Raw genomic sequence first — 13,784 nt, forward strand, 5'->3', positions numbered from 1 at the left:
CGGCTAGCCGGCCGCCATCATTCCTCGCTGTCATCCGCGCCGACGCGCACCGCCAGCACGTCACACTGGGCACCGTGCAGGACACCCGTGGAGGTGGAGCCCAGCAGCAGCGCAAAGCCATGTCGACCATGCGAGCCGACCACGATCAGGTCCACGTCGTGTTCGGCCGCGAAGCGATGAATCTCGCTGTCCGGCATGCCGACCACCACGTACTGGTCTTCGGCGGCGATATCATGAGGGGAGGCGATCTCGCCAAGCCGTTCACGGGCGTGGGAATCCAGCTGGTCCTGGATGCTGGTCAGGTCCATCGGGATATCACCGCCATAGGCAAAACCCAGCGGTTCCAGCGTATGGATGATGGAAATCTTGGCGCCGTTGCGCTTGGCGATCGGCAGTGCCCGCTCCAGCACCAGATGGGAATCCTTGGTCAGGTCGACAGCGACCAGTACATGCTTGTATTCGTTGCTCATCCTGAGGTCCTCCCGCAGAGGTTGGCCATTCGAGTGGCGTCGTGCACCTGCTTCCATGCTAGGCTTGCCGCCCCCTTGAACACAATGACTTACATCAACGTAATGGCAGTGCGTGATACGCAACACTGCGGGGCTGCATAGCCTATCCTGCTCTTTCACGCCACGTCCTGCTTGATGAAACCCTTGAATAGACAACCGTTGGATAGACGATGACGACTGCGCTGATCATCATTTTTGTCGTGCTGGCGATGCTGTCGCCGCTGACCTGGCTACGCCCCAGCAAACGCGAGACGCGCACTTCACTGGTCCGCAAGGCGGTGATCGCCGATGGCATGCGGGTGGATCTCAAGGCGCCGGCGCTTTCTGACGCGCCCAAGGGCATCGTCGGTTACCGCCGCCCCTGGCCGACCGAGCGCGATGTCACGCCCTTCATTCTGGTGCAGGATGAATGGGCCAGTGATGCCCTGCGTGAGGCGGTGCCGGGCTATCGCTGGCGCGAGGAGAGTCGCCTGGCGGATGACCCTGATGTCGCCGCAGCGTTGCTGCGCTTCACGCGCACGCTGCCGGAGGATGCCCTGATGCTGGAGTCGTCGCTCTCCGGCCTGACGCTGTGGTGGGGCGAGAGTCTGGATGTGGATAGCTGCCACGACTGGCGGCGCGAATTCGAGGCCTTGCATGCGTTGTTGATCGACAAGGCGCCTATCTCGCACAAGCGTCGACCGCTGGTGGGCACCGAGCCGAAGATGCCGGACGCCTGACACGCGCAGCCTTCCTGCCCGCAGAAAAAAGCCCCCATCGAGTCACTCGATGGGGGCTTTTTCATGTTCCGCTTGCGCTCATGTCCTGCTGGCGCGGCCGGCCATTTCCGGTCGGCGTGTAGGCTCAGGCGCTCTCCGGCACCTTCTCGGAGATTTCCAGGCCATTGCGCTCCATGACGCGCAGGCATTCACAGAATTGATCGACCTGCGCTTCGCTCAGGCCCTCGAGCATCTCGATGCGAGTCTGCTCGGCGATGGCATCGATCTTCTCGATCAGTGGCAGCGCCTTGCGGGTCAGGAAGATGCGCTTGGTGCGGCGGTCTTCCTCACAGGCACGGCGCTCGACCAGGCCCTGTTCGGTCAGTTGGTCCAGGGTGCGAACCAGCGACGGGGCTTCGATACCGATGGAGCGAGCCAGATCACATTGGGGCTGACCATCGCCCATGCGCCACAGGTGTACCAGCGTCATCCAGCGAGTCTGGGTCAGCCCTAGTGGGGACAGTCGCTGGTCCAGAATGGCGCGCCACAGGCGCGGCAGGCGGGAAAGCTTGAGTCCGATATCTTCATGCATGGATAGGTCGTCCGCTGAGTGCAAATGTGAAGGGGCTTTTGTCATTGGCGCGCGTCCAGCATCACTCAAACCTGAATGAGACTGATTCCTTGCGCGCGCCGCCCTTCACATCAGCATGCTAGGCAGTCTGGATAATTACAAGCCTGCGAACGAATTTTACGTCCAAGGTCGAGTAACTCAGCGTTCCCGCTTGTGGAGCGACTCATGATGACGACTGTCACAAACCCGGAATCAGGTTGGTGATACGCCAGCCGGGGATGCCGGGCGGCTGGCTGATGGTGCTGTCGGCCAGGGTGGCCTGCTGCGGATCATCGCTGACCACGAAGCGCAGACTGCCGATGCGCTGTCCGTTCATCGTCTCGACATCGATGCGCCACTCGCCCTCGCTGCCCTGCGGGAAGGCGGTCTTGTGCGTCCAGGCGCGGTAGCCTTCGCTACGCCCGCCATTGATGTTCAGGGCGATGCGATCGACGACTTCGCCGTCATGCCGCCAGACGTGATAGACCTTCTCCGACAGGCCGCGCGGCGCGCGGATGGCCGTGAAGGCGTAGAGGCCGCGGGCCGAGAGTTGCGCAGGCGTCAGCTGCATCTCGCCACGCGGTGCGCGCGCCGCGGTATCGAAGTCCGGCGACAGGCTGCTGGCATTGATCCACAGCGTGGCGGGCGGAATCCAGGCGCGTGCCCCCCATGCGCCTACCCCGAGCATCACGCTGATGCCGATCATCGCCAGACCGCCGACCACCCCACGCGCGATGCGCAGGTTGGCGACGCTGGGCAGCGCGAACAGGCTCATGGCGGCACAGGCGGCCAGCAGGCTCTCGCCCGTGGTCAGTTCCAGCAGCAGGGGCAGGGTGACCAGTACCACCACGAACACGCACAGGGCGTGGAAGCCGAAGTACAGCCAGCGATGGCGCTCGGCCAGCCGGTAGTAGAAGGGATCGAGAATCGACAGCAGGGTCGCGCCGCACAGCAGCAGCGTGAAGCCCGCCTGGCCGCTGGCCCAGTCGGTGGTCGCCAGGAAGAACGGCAGCGTGAAACACAGTGTCTCCTGCTGGATCAGCTGGGCCACGAAGGTCGCCAGCTTGCGGGGCAGGGCATTCTGGCCGCGATGGCGGCGCAGACGGCTCCACAGGCCTTCGGCGATCAGGATCAACCAGGCCAGCATCATGCCCAGCGCCAGCATGCCGCCCAGCCATTGCTGACGATTGACGAGGAAGAAACTGCAGATGCCGGCGGCAAAGCCGATGGGCGGCCATAGCCAGTGCCAGCGCTTGGTGCGTTCGACAAGGCCGGTCAGGCGCAGATACAGGGCGGTGAGAGTGCTGCTCATGAAAGCATGATATCGATGAGGCCTTTGAAAGCCTGCTGGCGCGCGAGGAGGTGTCGCGGCCAGCCTGCGGGTTGGGAAAGCGTTCAGGGTAACGCGGCTGCCTTGTGCGGTGTAGCGTCGATCTTTGCCTACATCGGCTGTCGATAGCGTGCGCCAGTCTGCCCGGGCCAGTATACAGACGGCCCGTGACCCCCGACCTTTCGCTAATGTCCGCAGGCTTGATCTTTGCCCGTCACTGGCCCAAGCTGGCTGTATTCAAACGCTTGTATGAAGCGCTGTGATGAGAGATGACTCTCGCGCGGTGCCTCTGCCAGCGGCGAGTCCGGCGAGGCCGGTTGCCAACGCCCTCATGGCCAACGCCAAATGGCAGTGACCCTCGAGCGCCCGGCAGCCCCTTCACCTCTTTCTCTTGTGGAGATCCGTGGATGATCTATTCAGGCAAAACGCTAACCGTCGAGGCCAATCAGGACGCCATCGCCCTGTTGACCCTCGATCTTGAAGGCGAATCGGTCAACAAGCTGGCCAGCTACGTACTCAAGGAGCTGGGAGAGGCGGTCGAGGCCATCAAGGCGACGGCCGATCTCAAGGGGCTGGTCATCCGCTCCGCCAAGGAAGCGTTCGTGGTCGGTGCCGATATCACCGAGTTCCATCAGATGTTCGAGAAGGATGAAGCCTTCCTCATCGACATGAACATGAACATCCATGGCATCTTCAATGCCATCGAGGACCTGCCGTTCCCCACCGTCACTGCCATCAATGGGCTGGCGCTGGGCGGCGGCTGCGAGATCACCCTGACCACCGATTTCCGGGTCATGGCCGACAGCGCCAAGATCGGCCTGCCGGAAACCAAGCTCGGCATCATCCCCGGCTGGGCGGGCTGTGTACGACTGCCGCGTCTGATCGGGGCAGACAACGCCATCGAGTGGATCTGTGGTGGCACCGAGAACCGTGCCGACAAGGCGCTGGCAGTGGGCGCCGTCGATGCCGTCCTGCCGGTGTCCGAGCTGGACGCGGCGGCACTCGACATTCTGGCGCGTGCCAATGCCGGCGAGCTGGACTATCAGGCGCGTCGTCTCGAGAAGACCTCGCCGCTCAAGCTCAATGCCATCGAGCAGATGATGGCCTTCGAGACCGCCAAGGGCTTCGTGGCCGGCAAGGCCGGTCCGCACTACCCGGCGCCGGTGGAGGCCATCAAGGTCATCCAGAAGGGCGCGGGGGAATCGCGTGAGCGTGCCCAGGCCATCGAGGCCAAGACCTTCGCCAGGATGGCGCTGACCGATGTGGCCTTCAATCTGGTCGGCCTGTTCATGAACGATCAGGTGGTCAAGAAGAAGGCCAAGGGCTACGAGAAGCAGGCCAGCGAGGTCAAGCAGGCCGCCGTGCTGGGGGCCGGCATCATGGGCGGCGGCATCGCCTATCAGAGCGCCAGCAAGGGTACGCCGATCCTGATGAAGGACATCAACGGCGAGGCCATCGAACTGGGCCTCAAGGAAGCACGCAAGCTGTTCGGCAAGGGCGTCGAGCGCGGCAAGCTGACCACCGAGAAGATGGCGCAGGGCCTGTCCAACATTCGCCCGACGCTGTCCTACGGTGACTTCGGCAATGTGGACCTGGTCGTCGAGGCGGTGGTCGAGAATCCCAAGGTCAAGGCCTCGGTGCTGGCCGAGCTCGAGGACAACGTCGCCGAGGACGCCATCCTGACCTCCAACACCTCGACCATCTCCATCACGCGGCTGGCCGAGTCGCTCAAGCGTCCCGAGAACTTCTGCGGCATGCACTTCTTCAACCCGGTGCACCGCATGCCACTGGTCGAGGTCATCCGTGGCGAGAAGTCCAGCGATGCGGCCATCGCCGCGACCGTCGCCTATGCCCGCCAGATGGGCAAGACGCCGATCGTCGTCAACGACTGCCCGGGCTTTCTGGTCAATCGCGTGCTGTTCCCCTACTTCGGTGGTTTCAGCCTGCTGGTCGAGAAGGGCGCCGACTATCAGCGCGTCGACAAGGTGATGGAGAAGTTCGGCTGGCCGATGGGGCCGGCCTACCTGCTGGATGTGGTCGGCATGGATACCGCGGTGCACGCCAATGCCGTGATGGCGGAAGGCTTCCCGGACCGCATGGCGCGAGACGGCAAGACCGCCATCCAGGTGATGTACGACAACAAGCGCCTCGGCCAGAAGAACGATCTGGGCTTCTACCGCTACGAGGAAGACCGCAAGGGCAAGCCGAAGAAGCTGGCGGATGATGAAGCTCAGGCACTGGTGGCCCAGGTCGTCAGCGAGACGCGCGAGTTCTCCGATGAAGACATCATCGCGCGCATGATGGTGCCGCTGTGCATGGAAACCATCCGCTGCCTGGAAGACGACATCGTCGGCAGCCCGGCCGAGGCTGACATGGCCTTGATCTACGGCATCGGTTTCCCGCCGTTCCGTGGTGGCGCGCTGCGCTATGTCGATGCCATGGGCGTGGCCGAGTTCGTCGCGCTGGCCGACAGCCTGGCCGATGAGCTGGGGCCGCTGTATCGCCCGACCGAGGCGCTGCGCGAGCGCGCCAAGCGTGGCGACGCCTTCTACTCCTGAGCCTTTGATGGCTGAGCGCCCGAGTGGCCGCCAGCACTATCCGACCAGAATTTTCGGCCCTCGCGACAGCGAGGGCCATGAGGGAGCCAGACAATGAATCTGAATCCGAGAGATGTGGTAATCGTCGATGGCGTGCGTACCGCCATGGCCAAGGCCAAGAACGGCGCCTTCCGGCACGTGCGCGCCGAGAATCTGTCCGCCGCGGTGATGCAGGCGCTGTTCGATCGCAATCCCGGCCTGGTGCCGGCCGAGGTCGACGACATCATCTGGGGCTGCGTCAACCAGACCCTGGAGCAGTCCATGAACATCGCGCGCAACGCCGCCATTATGACTGGCATTCCGCGTACCGTGCCGGCGCAGACGGTCAACCGCCTGTGTGGTTCCTCGATGAGTGCCCTGCATATCGCCACCGCCAACATCAAGGCCGGCATGGGCGACTTCTATATCATCGGCGGTGTCGAGCACATGGAGCACGTGCCGATGGCACACGGGGTCGACGTCAACCCGGCGGCCAGCAAGCACGCGGCCAAGGCGGCGATGATGATGGGCCTGACCGCGGAACTGCTCGGCAAGATGCATGGCGTGAGTCGTGAGCAGCAGGATGAGTTTGGCGTGCGCTCTCACCAGCGTGCCCAGGCCGCCGCCGATGAAGGTCGCTTCGATGACGAGATCATCGGCGTCGAGGGCCATGATGCCGAGGGGCGTCGCGTGATGGTGACCCGCGATGAGGTCATCCGTGGCGATGCCAGCATGGAATCCATGGGCAACCTCAAGCCGGTGTTCGATCCCAAGGGCGGCAGCGTCACGGCGGGTACCTCCTCCGCGCTGTCGGTGGGTGCCTCGGGCATGGCGGTGATGAGTGCCGAGCGCGCCGAAGCGCTGGGCCTCAAGCCCATCGCTCGTGTGCTGTCCACTGGTGTGGCAGGCTGTGACGCCTCCATCATGGGCTACGGGCCGGTGCCGGCCTCCAAACAGGCGCTCAAGGCGGCAGGCCTGACCATCGAGGACATTCAGACCGTCGAACTCAATGAGGCCTTCGCGGCGCAGTCGATTCCGGTACTCAAGGACCTCGGCCTCTTGGAGCGTGTCGACACGGCGGTCAACCTCAACGGCGGCGCCATCGCGCTGGGCCACCCGCTGGGCTGTTCCGGCTCGCGTATCTGCACCACACTGCTCAACGTCATGAAGCAGCAGAACACGCGCCTGGGTCTGGCGACCATGTGCATCGGCATGGGCCAGGGCGTCGCGACCGTGTTCGAGCGTCTCGACTGAACGTCAGCGCCTTCCGTCAGCGTCTTCGATAAGCGATCAGGCCCCGCCTGATACCTCAAGCGGCATGTCTTCGGACATGCCGCTTTTTCGTTGGCAGGCTTTTGTCTGGAAACGAGAAGGGCGGCGCAGTATCGTGGCAATGGGCGATCGAGCGTCACGTCGCCCCGGGCTTGATGATTGAGGTTACGCGAGGGAGTCGCATCGATGGACTGGAATCATGTCGAGCAGGATCTGCCGCGCGCCACGCCGCCCAGACCCTTGCCACACCCCCTGACCTTCCGGTTGCCGGCGGGCAGTATAGATTGTCACCTTCACCTGTTTGGTGACCCGGTGCGTTACCCATTGGCGGCGGACAGAACCTATGACCCGGCCCCCGTGGGGCTCAATGAAGCACTCGAGATGCATCATGCACTGGGCGCCAGCCACGGCGTGCTGATACAGCCCAGTGTCTATGGCTATGACAATCGCCTGCTGTGCGACAGCCTGCAGAGCTGTCGTGAGCGTGGGCTGGATTACCGTGGCGTGGCGGTTGTCACGCCCGACATCAGTGATGCCGAGCTTGAGCGGCTCTCCGAGCTGGGAGTCTGTGGCGTTCGCCTCAACCTGATCTTCGCCGGCGGGTTGCGCTGGCGTGATGTGGTGCTGCTGGCGGATCGCCTGGCACGCTTCAAGTGGCATCTGGAATGTCTGATCGATGTCTCGACCTTCCGTGACATGGAAGCGCGCCTCGGCAGCTTGCCGGTGCCGGTGGTGATCGACCACATGGGCCATCTGGCGGCCACGCGTGGCCCTGAATGTCCCGGCTTTGCCGCGCTGTGTCGACTGCTCAAGCAGGGGCGCACCTGGGTCAAGCTGTCGGCGCCTTACCGGCTGACCACGCGTGGTCGCTTGCCTTACTCCGATGTCACGGCGCTGGTGCGGGCGCTGGTAGCGGCCAATCCGGAGCGCGTGGTGTGGGGCAGTGACTGGCCGCATCCCTATATCGGCGTCGAGATGCCGGAGGAGGACACCCTGGCCGAGCTGATGCAGCGCTGGTTGCCGGAGCGCGAGATGCGCGAGAAGATCTTCCGCGACAATCCGCGCAAGCTTTATGGCTACAAGGCGTTCGTGAAGTCCAAGGCGGATGCGGCGCACTGAGCGAAGAGTTGCCACGCTTGCAGGGCGCAATTGAGTGACGCGGTATCACTTGTATAAGCCGAAAAGCCGCATAAGGCACAGAAGCCGAATGACAAGACGCCCTCATCAGCCTGCTGGTGGGGGCGTCTTGATGATTGGCGAAGAAAGACAAGAGGGGAGCCGGAGAAAGACAAGAGGGGAGGCGAAGAGAAAGACAAGCGACGAGCAGGGGAGAAAGACAAGCGAGGAGAGGCGTGGCGCGCAGCGTCTAGTGCGTCTGGAAGGCCACGCGCGTGCCATGGGCCAGCAGGCTGGCATTGTCGATCGGCGTCGTGGGCAGGCCGATCATCTCATCCTGTACTTCCGCCCAGGTCTGCACGCCGTGGGTCAGCCCCAGAGGCAACAGCAGGCGACTGATCCACTGGGTGCCGGTGAAACGCAGGGACTGGCCGCTGTCATCGACCAGACGACTGATGCCAGCGGCATGATGCAGGCGAACCACATGAAGCCCTTGATCCAGCATCTGCACTTCCACTGTCAGGGTATTGCCTTCGGCGAGCCACCGCCGCAGGGTCTCGACGTCGACGGCTTCGCCAAGCGTGCTGGAGGAAGTCTGCATGCGTTCTCCCGGGTGTCTGAATCACACCACCTTGTAGGCGTGGGGCAGTTCGGCCAGTGGGCCGCGTCCGCCGGCGAGCGTCAGGGCGAGATCGACCATCCCGTCCCAGATGGGCAGCGTCATCCCGCCCTTGATCGCCATGTCGAGTCGCTGCGAGAACAGCAGCAGCTTGTGCAGGCGCTTGTGGGGCAGGCGGTTGAGCGCCTGTTGATAGAAGGGGCGACGCTTGTCGAAGATCATCGGCTTCTGCGCCTTGCAGGCATGCTCGAAGCTCTGGCCTTGATCGAGGTGCTGGCGCAGCGAGAGCAGGGTGCGCAGCTCGCGGGTCAGCGCCCACAGGATCACCGGCGGCTCGACGCCTTCTCCCCGCAGCCCGAGCACGATGCGGCCACTGCGCTCGACTTCCCCCTTCAGACACGCATCGGCCAGCGTGAAGACATCATAGCGGGCATTGTCCTCGACGCCCTGGACGATGGCATTGCCATCCAGGCGTGCGCCCGGCGGGTGCAGCAGCGCCAGCTTCTGCAACTCCTGATCCGCGGCCAGCAGATTGCCCTCGATGCGCTCGGCCAGCAGGCGAGCGGCGTCCTGATTCAGCTCGAGGCCGTGACGACGGGCGCGGTCGCGAATCCAGAAGCCGAGGCGGGAATGGTCCACCGGCCACACCGCGATGAAGACGCCGACCTTCTCCAATGCCTTGAACCACGCCGTCTGCTGCACCTTGCGATCGAGACGCGCCGCGGTGATCAGCAGGATGTCGCCATCCTTCTCGATGCGCTCGGCGTAGGCCTTGAGGACCTTGCTGCCTTCCTGGCCGGCACTCTGGGTGCCCATGCGCAGCTCGATCAGCTTGCGCGAGGCGAACAGTGACATGCTGGCGGCAGACTCGGTCAAACGGCCCCACTGAAAGCCGTTCTCGACATGCAGTACCTCGCGCTCCTCGACACCGGCAGCGCGCGCCGCACGCCGGATGGCGTCGCAGCTTTCCTGGTGAATCAGCGGCTCATCACCGGCCACGATGTAGACGGGAGACAGGCGCTTGTTGAGCTGCTCGTCGAGCTTGTCGGGATAGACCTTCATGAATGTCCTTCGATACTGCGCGGGTCTGGTGGGCAAGTGCGCCTAAAGGCTCAGGCGACCAGTCACGAGCAGGGTGCTAGCCCCGGCGTGATGGTGGCCCTGAACAGGCACGGCCCCATGATGATCGGTTGCCCGATATCGTGGAGCCGTGCCTGGCGAACGTTGCGATTTCCAATCTCTACCAATCTCTACCAATCTCTACCAACTGCTGCCTGCTTCCTTCCACTTCTCCCGGCTTCGCCTGTCGTCAATCGTCTGTCGTCAACTGTCTGGCCTTTCAGCACTCATGGATCACGACTCATGACTTACGAACGGGGCGCCTCAGTGCGGGAGCGTGGAGCTCAGGGCTTGATCGCGCGCAGGCGCTCCAGCAACTGACGGCTCAGATCACGATTGACTTCCTTGGCCGCGCGCTCGCGCAGGTCATCGGTGTTGAGCAGGTCGTCATCGTTGGTGTAGTAGAGGCTGCTGGCCTGCAGCTCCTGCTGGTTGGCCAAGTAGGCCCCATCGGACTTGCGCTGCAGCGAGTAGGTCAGGCGATAGGTCAGCTCACGCTTGATGCTGCCGGCATCGCCGTAGGTGATCTGCTGCACGTTCTCACGGACCTTGCCCAGGTTGAGGGTCAGCGGTGCGCTGTCGCTCAACTGGACGTCGGCACGCTCGAGGGCGTCGCGCAGGGCGTCGTGGGTCTTGGTGATCGGTGCCTGGACGTCCAGCTCGGTGATGGCCATCGGCGCATCGTTCACGCCGCGCAGCTGGAAGCCGCAGCCGCTCAGTGTCAGCGCCAGGCCGACGCCGAGGGCGGCCAGCACACGACGGCGGCCAAGGCCGCGGGATGCATGCTCTGATGTGTCTGCTGAAACACTGGAAGACTTCGCTTGCGTCACCGTGACCTCCTGTCATGAACGAGTGTCATGAATATCTTGCGAGAGCGCTGCGTGGTGCCTGTCAGCATCACGCAGCGCACGGAATATGGCCGTCAGAGACCGACATCCTTCCAGCTGCCTGTCGGCCTCTGACGGGACCGGCGACTCGGGCCGCCGGTATCTTGCTCTGCCTGGTCGGGTCGCTATCAGTTGGCGACGATATTGACCAGCTTGCCCGGCACCACGATCACCTTGCGCACCGTCTTGCCATCGGTGTGCTTGGTGACATTGGCATCTGCCAGCGCCGCGGCTTCGATGGCGTCGCGATCGGCATCGGCGGCGAAGGACAGACGCGCACGCAGCTTGCCGTTGACCTGCACGACCAGTTCGATGCTGTCCTTCTTCATCGCCTCGGCATCGGCGGCCGGCCAGCTGGCGTCAATCACGGCTTCGTCGTGGCCCAGTGTCGCCCACAGCGAGTGGCTGGCATGCGGGATGATCGGCGACAGCAGCAGCACGCAGGCTTCGACGGCTTCACGGCTGACGGCCAGACCCTGCTCGGAGGTGTCCTCGAAGCGGCTGATGGCGTTGACCAGCTCCATCACGGCCGCGATGGCGGTGTTGAAGGTGGTACGGCGGCCGATGTCATCGCTGCACTTGGCGATGGTCTCGTGTGTCTTGCGACGCAGCGCCTTCTGATCATCGTTCAGGGCAGTCACGTCCAGCGCGCCCGGAGTGCCGGCGGCGACATGTTCGTGGACCAGACGCCAGACGCGCTTGACGAAGCGGTGCGCGCCCTCGACACCGGAATCGGACCATTCCAGAGACTGCTCCGGCGGCGCGGCGAACATCATGAACAGGCGCACGGTGTCGGCACCGAAGCGGTCGATCATCGACTGCGGGTCCACGCCGTTGTTCTTGGACTTGGACATCTTCTCGGTGCCACCGATTTCCACCGGCAGACCATCGGACTTCAGTACGGCCTTGATGGCGCGGCCCTTGTCGTCGGTCTCGACGTCCACGTCCAGCGGGTTGAACCAGTCGCGGCCGCCCTTGGCGTTGATGCGGTAGTAGGTGTCCGCGATCACCATGCCCTGGGTCAGCAGCTGCTTGAACGGCTCGTCGCTGTCGACCAGACCGAAGTCACGCATCAGCTTGTGGAAGAAGCGCGAGTAGAGCAGGTGCAGGATGGCGTGCTCGATGCCGCCGATGTAGTAATCGACCGGCAGCCAGTAGTTGGCGCGCTCGTCCAGCATGGCATCGGCGTTGTCCGCACAGCAGAAGCGCGCGTAGTACCAGGAGGACTCCATGAAGGTGTCGAAGGTATCGGTCTCGCGCTGCCAGCCATCGCCCAGGTCACTGAAGGACGGCATCTTCTTGATCGGCGAGCCACCGGAGGCGTCGAATTCGACTTCCAGCGGCAGGGCGACCGGCAGTTCGTCGTCGGTCAGCGGGATGGATTCACCGTTCGGGCCATTCTTGACCGGGATCGGTGCGCCCCAGTAGCGCTGACGGGAGACGCCCCAGTCGCGCAGACGGAAGTTGGTCTTGACCTCACCACGGCCCTGCTCGACCAGGCGCGCGGCGATGGCATCGAAGGCGCTCTCGAAGTCGAGGCCATCGAAGTCACCGGAGTTGATCAGCACGCCGTGCTCGGTGAAGGCGGCTTCGCTGACGTCAGGCGCATTGCCGTCGGCATCGGCGATCACGGCTTCGATCGGCAGGTCGTACTTGGTGGCGAATTCGTGGTCACGCTCGTCGTGGGCCGGCACGGCCATCACGGCACCGGTGCCGTATTCCATCAGCACGAAGTTGGCGACGAAGACCGGCACTTCACGGCCCGTCAGCGGGTGGATGGCCTTGAAGCCGGTATCCATGCCGCGTTTTTCCATGGTCGCCATGTCGGCTTCGCTGGTGCCGCCACGCGCGCACTCGGCGTTGAACTCGGCAAGCTCCGCATTGTGCTCCGCCGCGGCCTTGGCCAGCGGGTGAGCGGCGGCGACGCCGACGTAGGTCACGCCCATCAGGGTGTCCGGACGGGTGGTGAAGACGGTCAGGGATTCCTGCACCTGGCTGGCCTTGGCATCGAGGCCGAAGCTCAGCTCGACACCGCGCGACTTGCCGATCCAGTTGCGCTGCATGGTCTTGACCTGCTCCGGCCACTCGACCTTGTCGAGGTCGGCCAGCAGCTCTTCGGCGTAATCGGTGATGCGCAGGAACCACTGCGGGATTTCCTTGCGCTCGATCAGTGCGCCGGAACGCCAGCCACGGCCGTCGATGACCTGCTCATTGGCGAGCACGGTCTGGTCCGCCGGGTCCCAGTTGACGATGGAACTCTTCTTGTAGACGACACCCTTCTCGACCAGCTTGGCGAAGAACCACTGCTCCCAGCGATAGTATTCCAGGTCGCAGGTGGCGAATTCACGGCTCCAGTCGTAGGCGAAGCCCAGCGCCTTGAGCTGATCGCGCATGTAGGCGATGTTCTCGTGGGTCCACTTGCCCGGCGCGACGTTGTTCTTCATCGCGGCGTTTTCCGCCGGCAGGCCGAAGGCGTCCCAGCCCATCGGCTGCATGACGTTCTTGCCCTGCATGCGCTGGAAGCGCGAGATCACGTCACCGATGGTGTAGTTGCGCACGTGACCCATGTGCAGCTTGCCGCTGGGGTAGGGGAACATCGACAGGCAGTAGAACTTCTCGCGGTTGGCATCTTCCACCGCCTTGAAACACTGATTTTTCTCCCAGTACTGCTGGGCAGCCTGTTCGATCTGATCGGGAGCGTACTGTTGAGAAGTATCCTGTGAATCCATCGGGTCCGTCACTACCTTGGCATTGGCCGCTACCCGTCACCAGGGACAGGCAGGGCGTGAAGAGGTGGGCGGTCACATCGGGATGGGCCGCCGCTGTCTGCGATGGGGTCAAGTCTACCCCAGACGCCAGGACTCAGGTAGGGGAGGCGAGCGCTGTGGCGCCAGGCGAATGCGCTTCATGCTGCCAGTGCCACGCGCTTGATGCGTGTCAGGGAGTGGAAGCGTGTGGCTTGTGTCGCAACGCCAACGCCACCATGCTGAAGGTAGAGCGCCATGCCCTCCCGCAGTTCGGGAGAAGGTGAAGACACAAGGAGAGTCC

Annotated in this window: 12 protein-coding genes; 4 read left to right on the forward strand and 8 right to left on the reverse strand. The window is 63.7% G+C overall.

Translation table 11 applies throughout. The features are described from left to right. Positions 1 to 17: 17 nt before the first annotated feature. The gene (locus QD208_RS14335) at positions 18 to 470 is read right to left on the reverse strand and encodes a universal stress protein (RefSeq protein ID WP_043335309.1); all 453 of its coding nucleotides are present in this window, start codon (positions 468 to 470) and stop codon (positions 18 to 20) included. 209 nt (positions 471 to 679) lie between these two features. Here QD208_RS14335 and QD208_RS14340 point away from each other — a divergent pair, with 209 nt between their 5' ends. Continuing rightward, positions 680 to 1,228 carry a preprotein translocase subunit YajC gene (locus tag QD208_RS14340; RefSeq protein ID WP_279837233.1) on the forward strand — a complete coding sequence of 183 codons (549 nt, stop codon included), beginning with the start codon at positions 680 to 682 and terminating at the stop codon, positions 1,226 to 1,228. Positions 1,229 to 1,352: 124 nt separating this feature from the next. On the opposite strand, the gene slyA is transcribed toward QD208_RS14340, so the two are convergent. Together slyA and QD208_RS14350 are read right to left on the reverse strand one after the other, a co-directional pair. Then, positions 1,353 to 1,799, reverse strand: coding sequence for a transcriptional regulator SlyA (slyA, locus tag QD208_RS14345; protein WP_043335305.1), 447 nt, complete (start codon positions 1,797 to 1,799; stop codon positions 1,353 to 1,355). Positions 1,800 to 2,016: 217 nt separating this feature from the next. Then, positions 2,017 to 3,129, reverse strand: a complete 1,113-nt coding sequence (locus QD208_RS14350) for a DUF5924 family protein (protein WP_043335301.1) — start codon at positions 3,127 to 3,129, stop codon at positions 2,017 to 2,019. 425 nt (positions 3,130 to 3,554) lie between these two features. Here QD208_RS14350 and fadB point away from each other — a divergent pair, with 425 nt between their 5' ends. The 3 genes from fadB (at position 3,555) to QD208_RS14365 (ending at position 8,114) form a co-directional block, all read left to right on the forward strand. Beyond that, the gene (gene fadB, locus QD208_RS14355) at positions 3,555 to 5,705 is read left to right on the forward strand and encodes a fatty acid oxidation complex subunit alpha FadB (RefSeq protein ID WP_279837235.1); all 2,151 of its coding nucleotides are present in this window, start codon (positions 3,555 to 3,557) and stop codon (positions 5,703 to 5,705) included. Positions 5,706 to 5,798: 93 nt separating this feature from the next. Further along, positions 5,799 to 6,977 (forward strand): acetyl-CoA C-acyltransferase FadA, encoded by a 1,179-nt coding sequence (fadA, locus tag QD208_RS14360; RefSeq protein WP_043335293.1) that lies wholly within the window; start codon positions 5,799 to 5,801, stop codon positions 6,975 to 6,977. A gap of 204 nt (positions 6,978 to 7,181) precedes the next feature. Further along, complete coding sequence (locus QD208_RS14365) at positions 7,182 to 8,114, forward strand: amidohydrolase family protein (RefSeq protein WP_107335475.1); 933 nt, start codon at positions 7,182 to 7,184, stop codon at positions 8,112 to 8,114. Between the two features lie 247 nt (positions 8,115 to 8,361). On the opposite strand, the gene QD208_RS14370 is transcribed toward QD208_RS14365, so the two are convergent. From QD208_RS14370 to QD208_RS14390, 5 genes are all read right to left on the reverse strand, one after another. Then, entirely contained in the window at positions 8,362 to 8,712 is a 351-nt protein-coding gene (locus QD208_RS14370; protein ID WP_279837236.1) for a hypothetical protein, read from the reverse strand. 21 nt (positions 8,713 to 8,733) lie between these two features. Continuing rightward, positions 8,734 to 9,792 (reverse strand): DNA polymerase III subunit delta, encoded by a 1,059-nt coding sequence (gene holA, locus QD208_RS14375; protein WP_043335288.1) that lies wholly within the window; start codon positions 9,790 to 9,792, stop codon positions 8,734 to 8,736. Positions 9,793 to 10,133: 341 nt separating this feature from the next. After that, complete coding sequence (gene lptE, locus QD208_RS14380) at positions 10,134 to 10,679, reverse strand: LPS assembly lipoprotein LptE (RefSeq protein ID WP_279837237.1); 546 nt, start codon at positions 10,677 to 10,679, stop codon at positions 10,134 to 10,136. Between the two features lie 185 nt (positions 10,680 to 10,864). Further along, positions 10,865 to 13,465 carry a leucine--tRNA ligase gene (gene leuS, locus QD208_RS14385; RefSeq protein WP_279837238.1) on the reverse strand — a complete coding sequence of 867 codons (2,601 nt, stop codon included), beginning with the start codon at positions 13,463 to 13,465 and terminating at the stop codon, positions 10,865 to 10,867. A gap of 176 nt (positions 13,466 to 13,641) precedes the next feature. Continuing rightward, complete coding sequence (locus QD208_RS14390; RefSeq protein ID WP_279837239.1) at positions 13,642 to 13,773, reverse strand: hypothetical protein; 132 nt, start codon at positions 13,771 to 13,773, stop codon at positions 13,642 to 13,644. Between the last annotated feature and the right edge of the window lie 11 nt (positions 13,774 to 13,784).

It is taken from the genome of Cobetia sp. 29-18-1, from assembly GCF_029846405.1.
GTDB lineage: Bacteria > Pseudomonadota > Gammaproteobacteria > Pseudomonadales > Halomonadaceae > Cobetia > Cobetia amphilecti.

Bases quoted from the DNA above. Each gene is read 5' to 3' on its own strand.
- fadA (WP_043335293.1), top strand. From the start codon at position 5,799: ATGAATCTGAATCCGAGAGATGTGGTAATCGTCGATGGCGTGCGTACC.
- QD208_RS14365 (WP_107335475.1), top strand. From the start codon at position 7,182: ATGGACTGGAATCATGTCGAGCAGGATCTGCCGCGCGCCACGCCGCCC.
- QD208_RS14340 (WP_279837233.1), top strand. From the start codon at position 680: ATGACGACTGCGCTGATCATCATTTTTGTCGTGCTGGCGATGCTGTCG.
- QD208_RS14370 (WP_279837236.1), bottom strand. From the start codon at position 8,712: ATGCAGACTTCCTCCAGCACGCTTGGCGAAGCCGTCGACGTCGAGACC.
- fadB (WP_279837235.1), top strand. From the start codon at position 3,555: ATGATCTATTCAGGCAAAACGCTAACCGTCGAGGCCAATCAGGACGCC.
- QD208_RS14335 (WP_043335309.1), bottom strand. From the start codon at position 470: ATGAGCAACGAATACAAGCATGTACTGGTCGCTGTCGACCTGACCAAG.
- QD208_RS14350 (WP_043335301.1), bottom strand. From the start codon at position 3,129: ATGAGCAGCACTCTCACCGCCCTGTATCTGCGCCTGACCGGCCTTGTC.
- holA (WP_043335288.1), bottom strand. From the start codon at position 9,792: ATGAAGGTCTATCCCGACAAGCTCGACGAGCAGCTCAACAAGCGCCTG.
- slyA (WP_043335305.1), bottom strand. From the start codon at position 1,799: ATGCATGAAGATATCGGACTCAAGCTTTCCCGCCTGCCGCGCCTGTGG.
- leuS (WP_279837238.1), bottom strand. From the start codon at position 13,465: ATGGATTCACAGGATACTTCTCAACAGTACGCTCCCGATCAGATCGAA.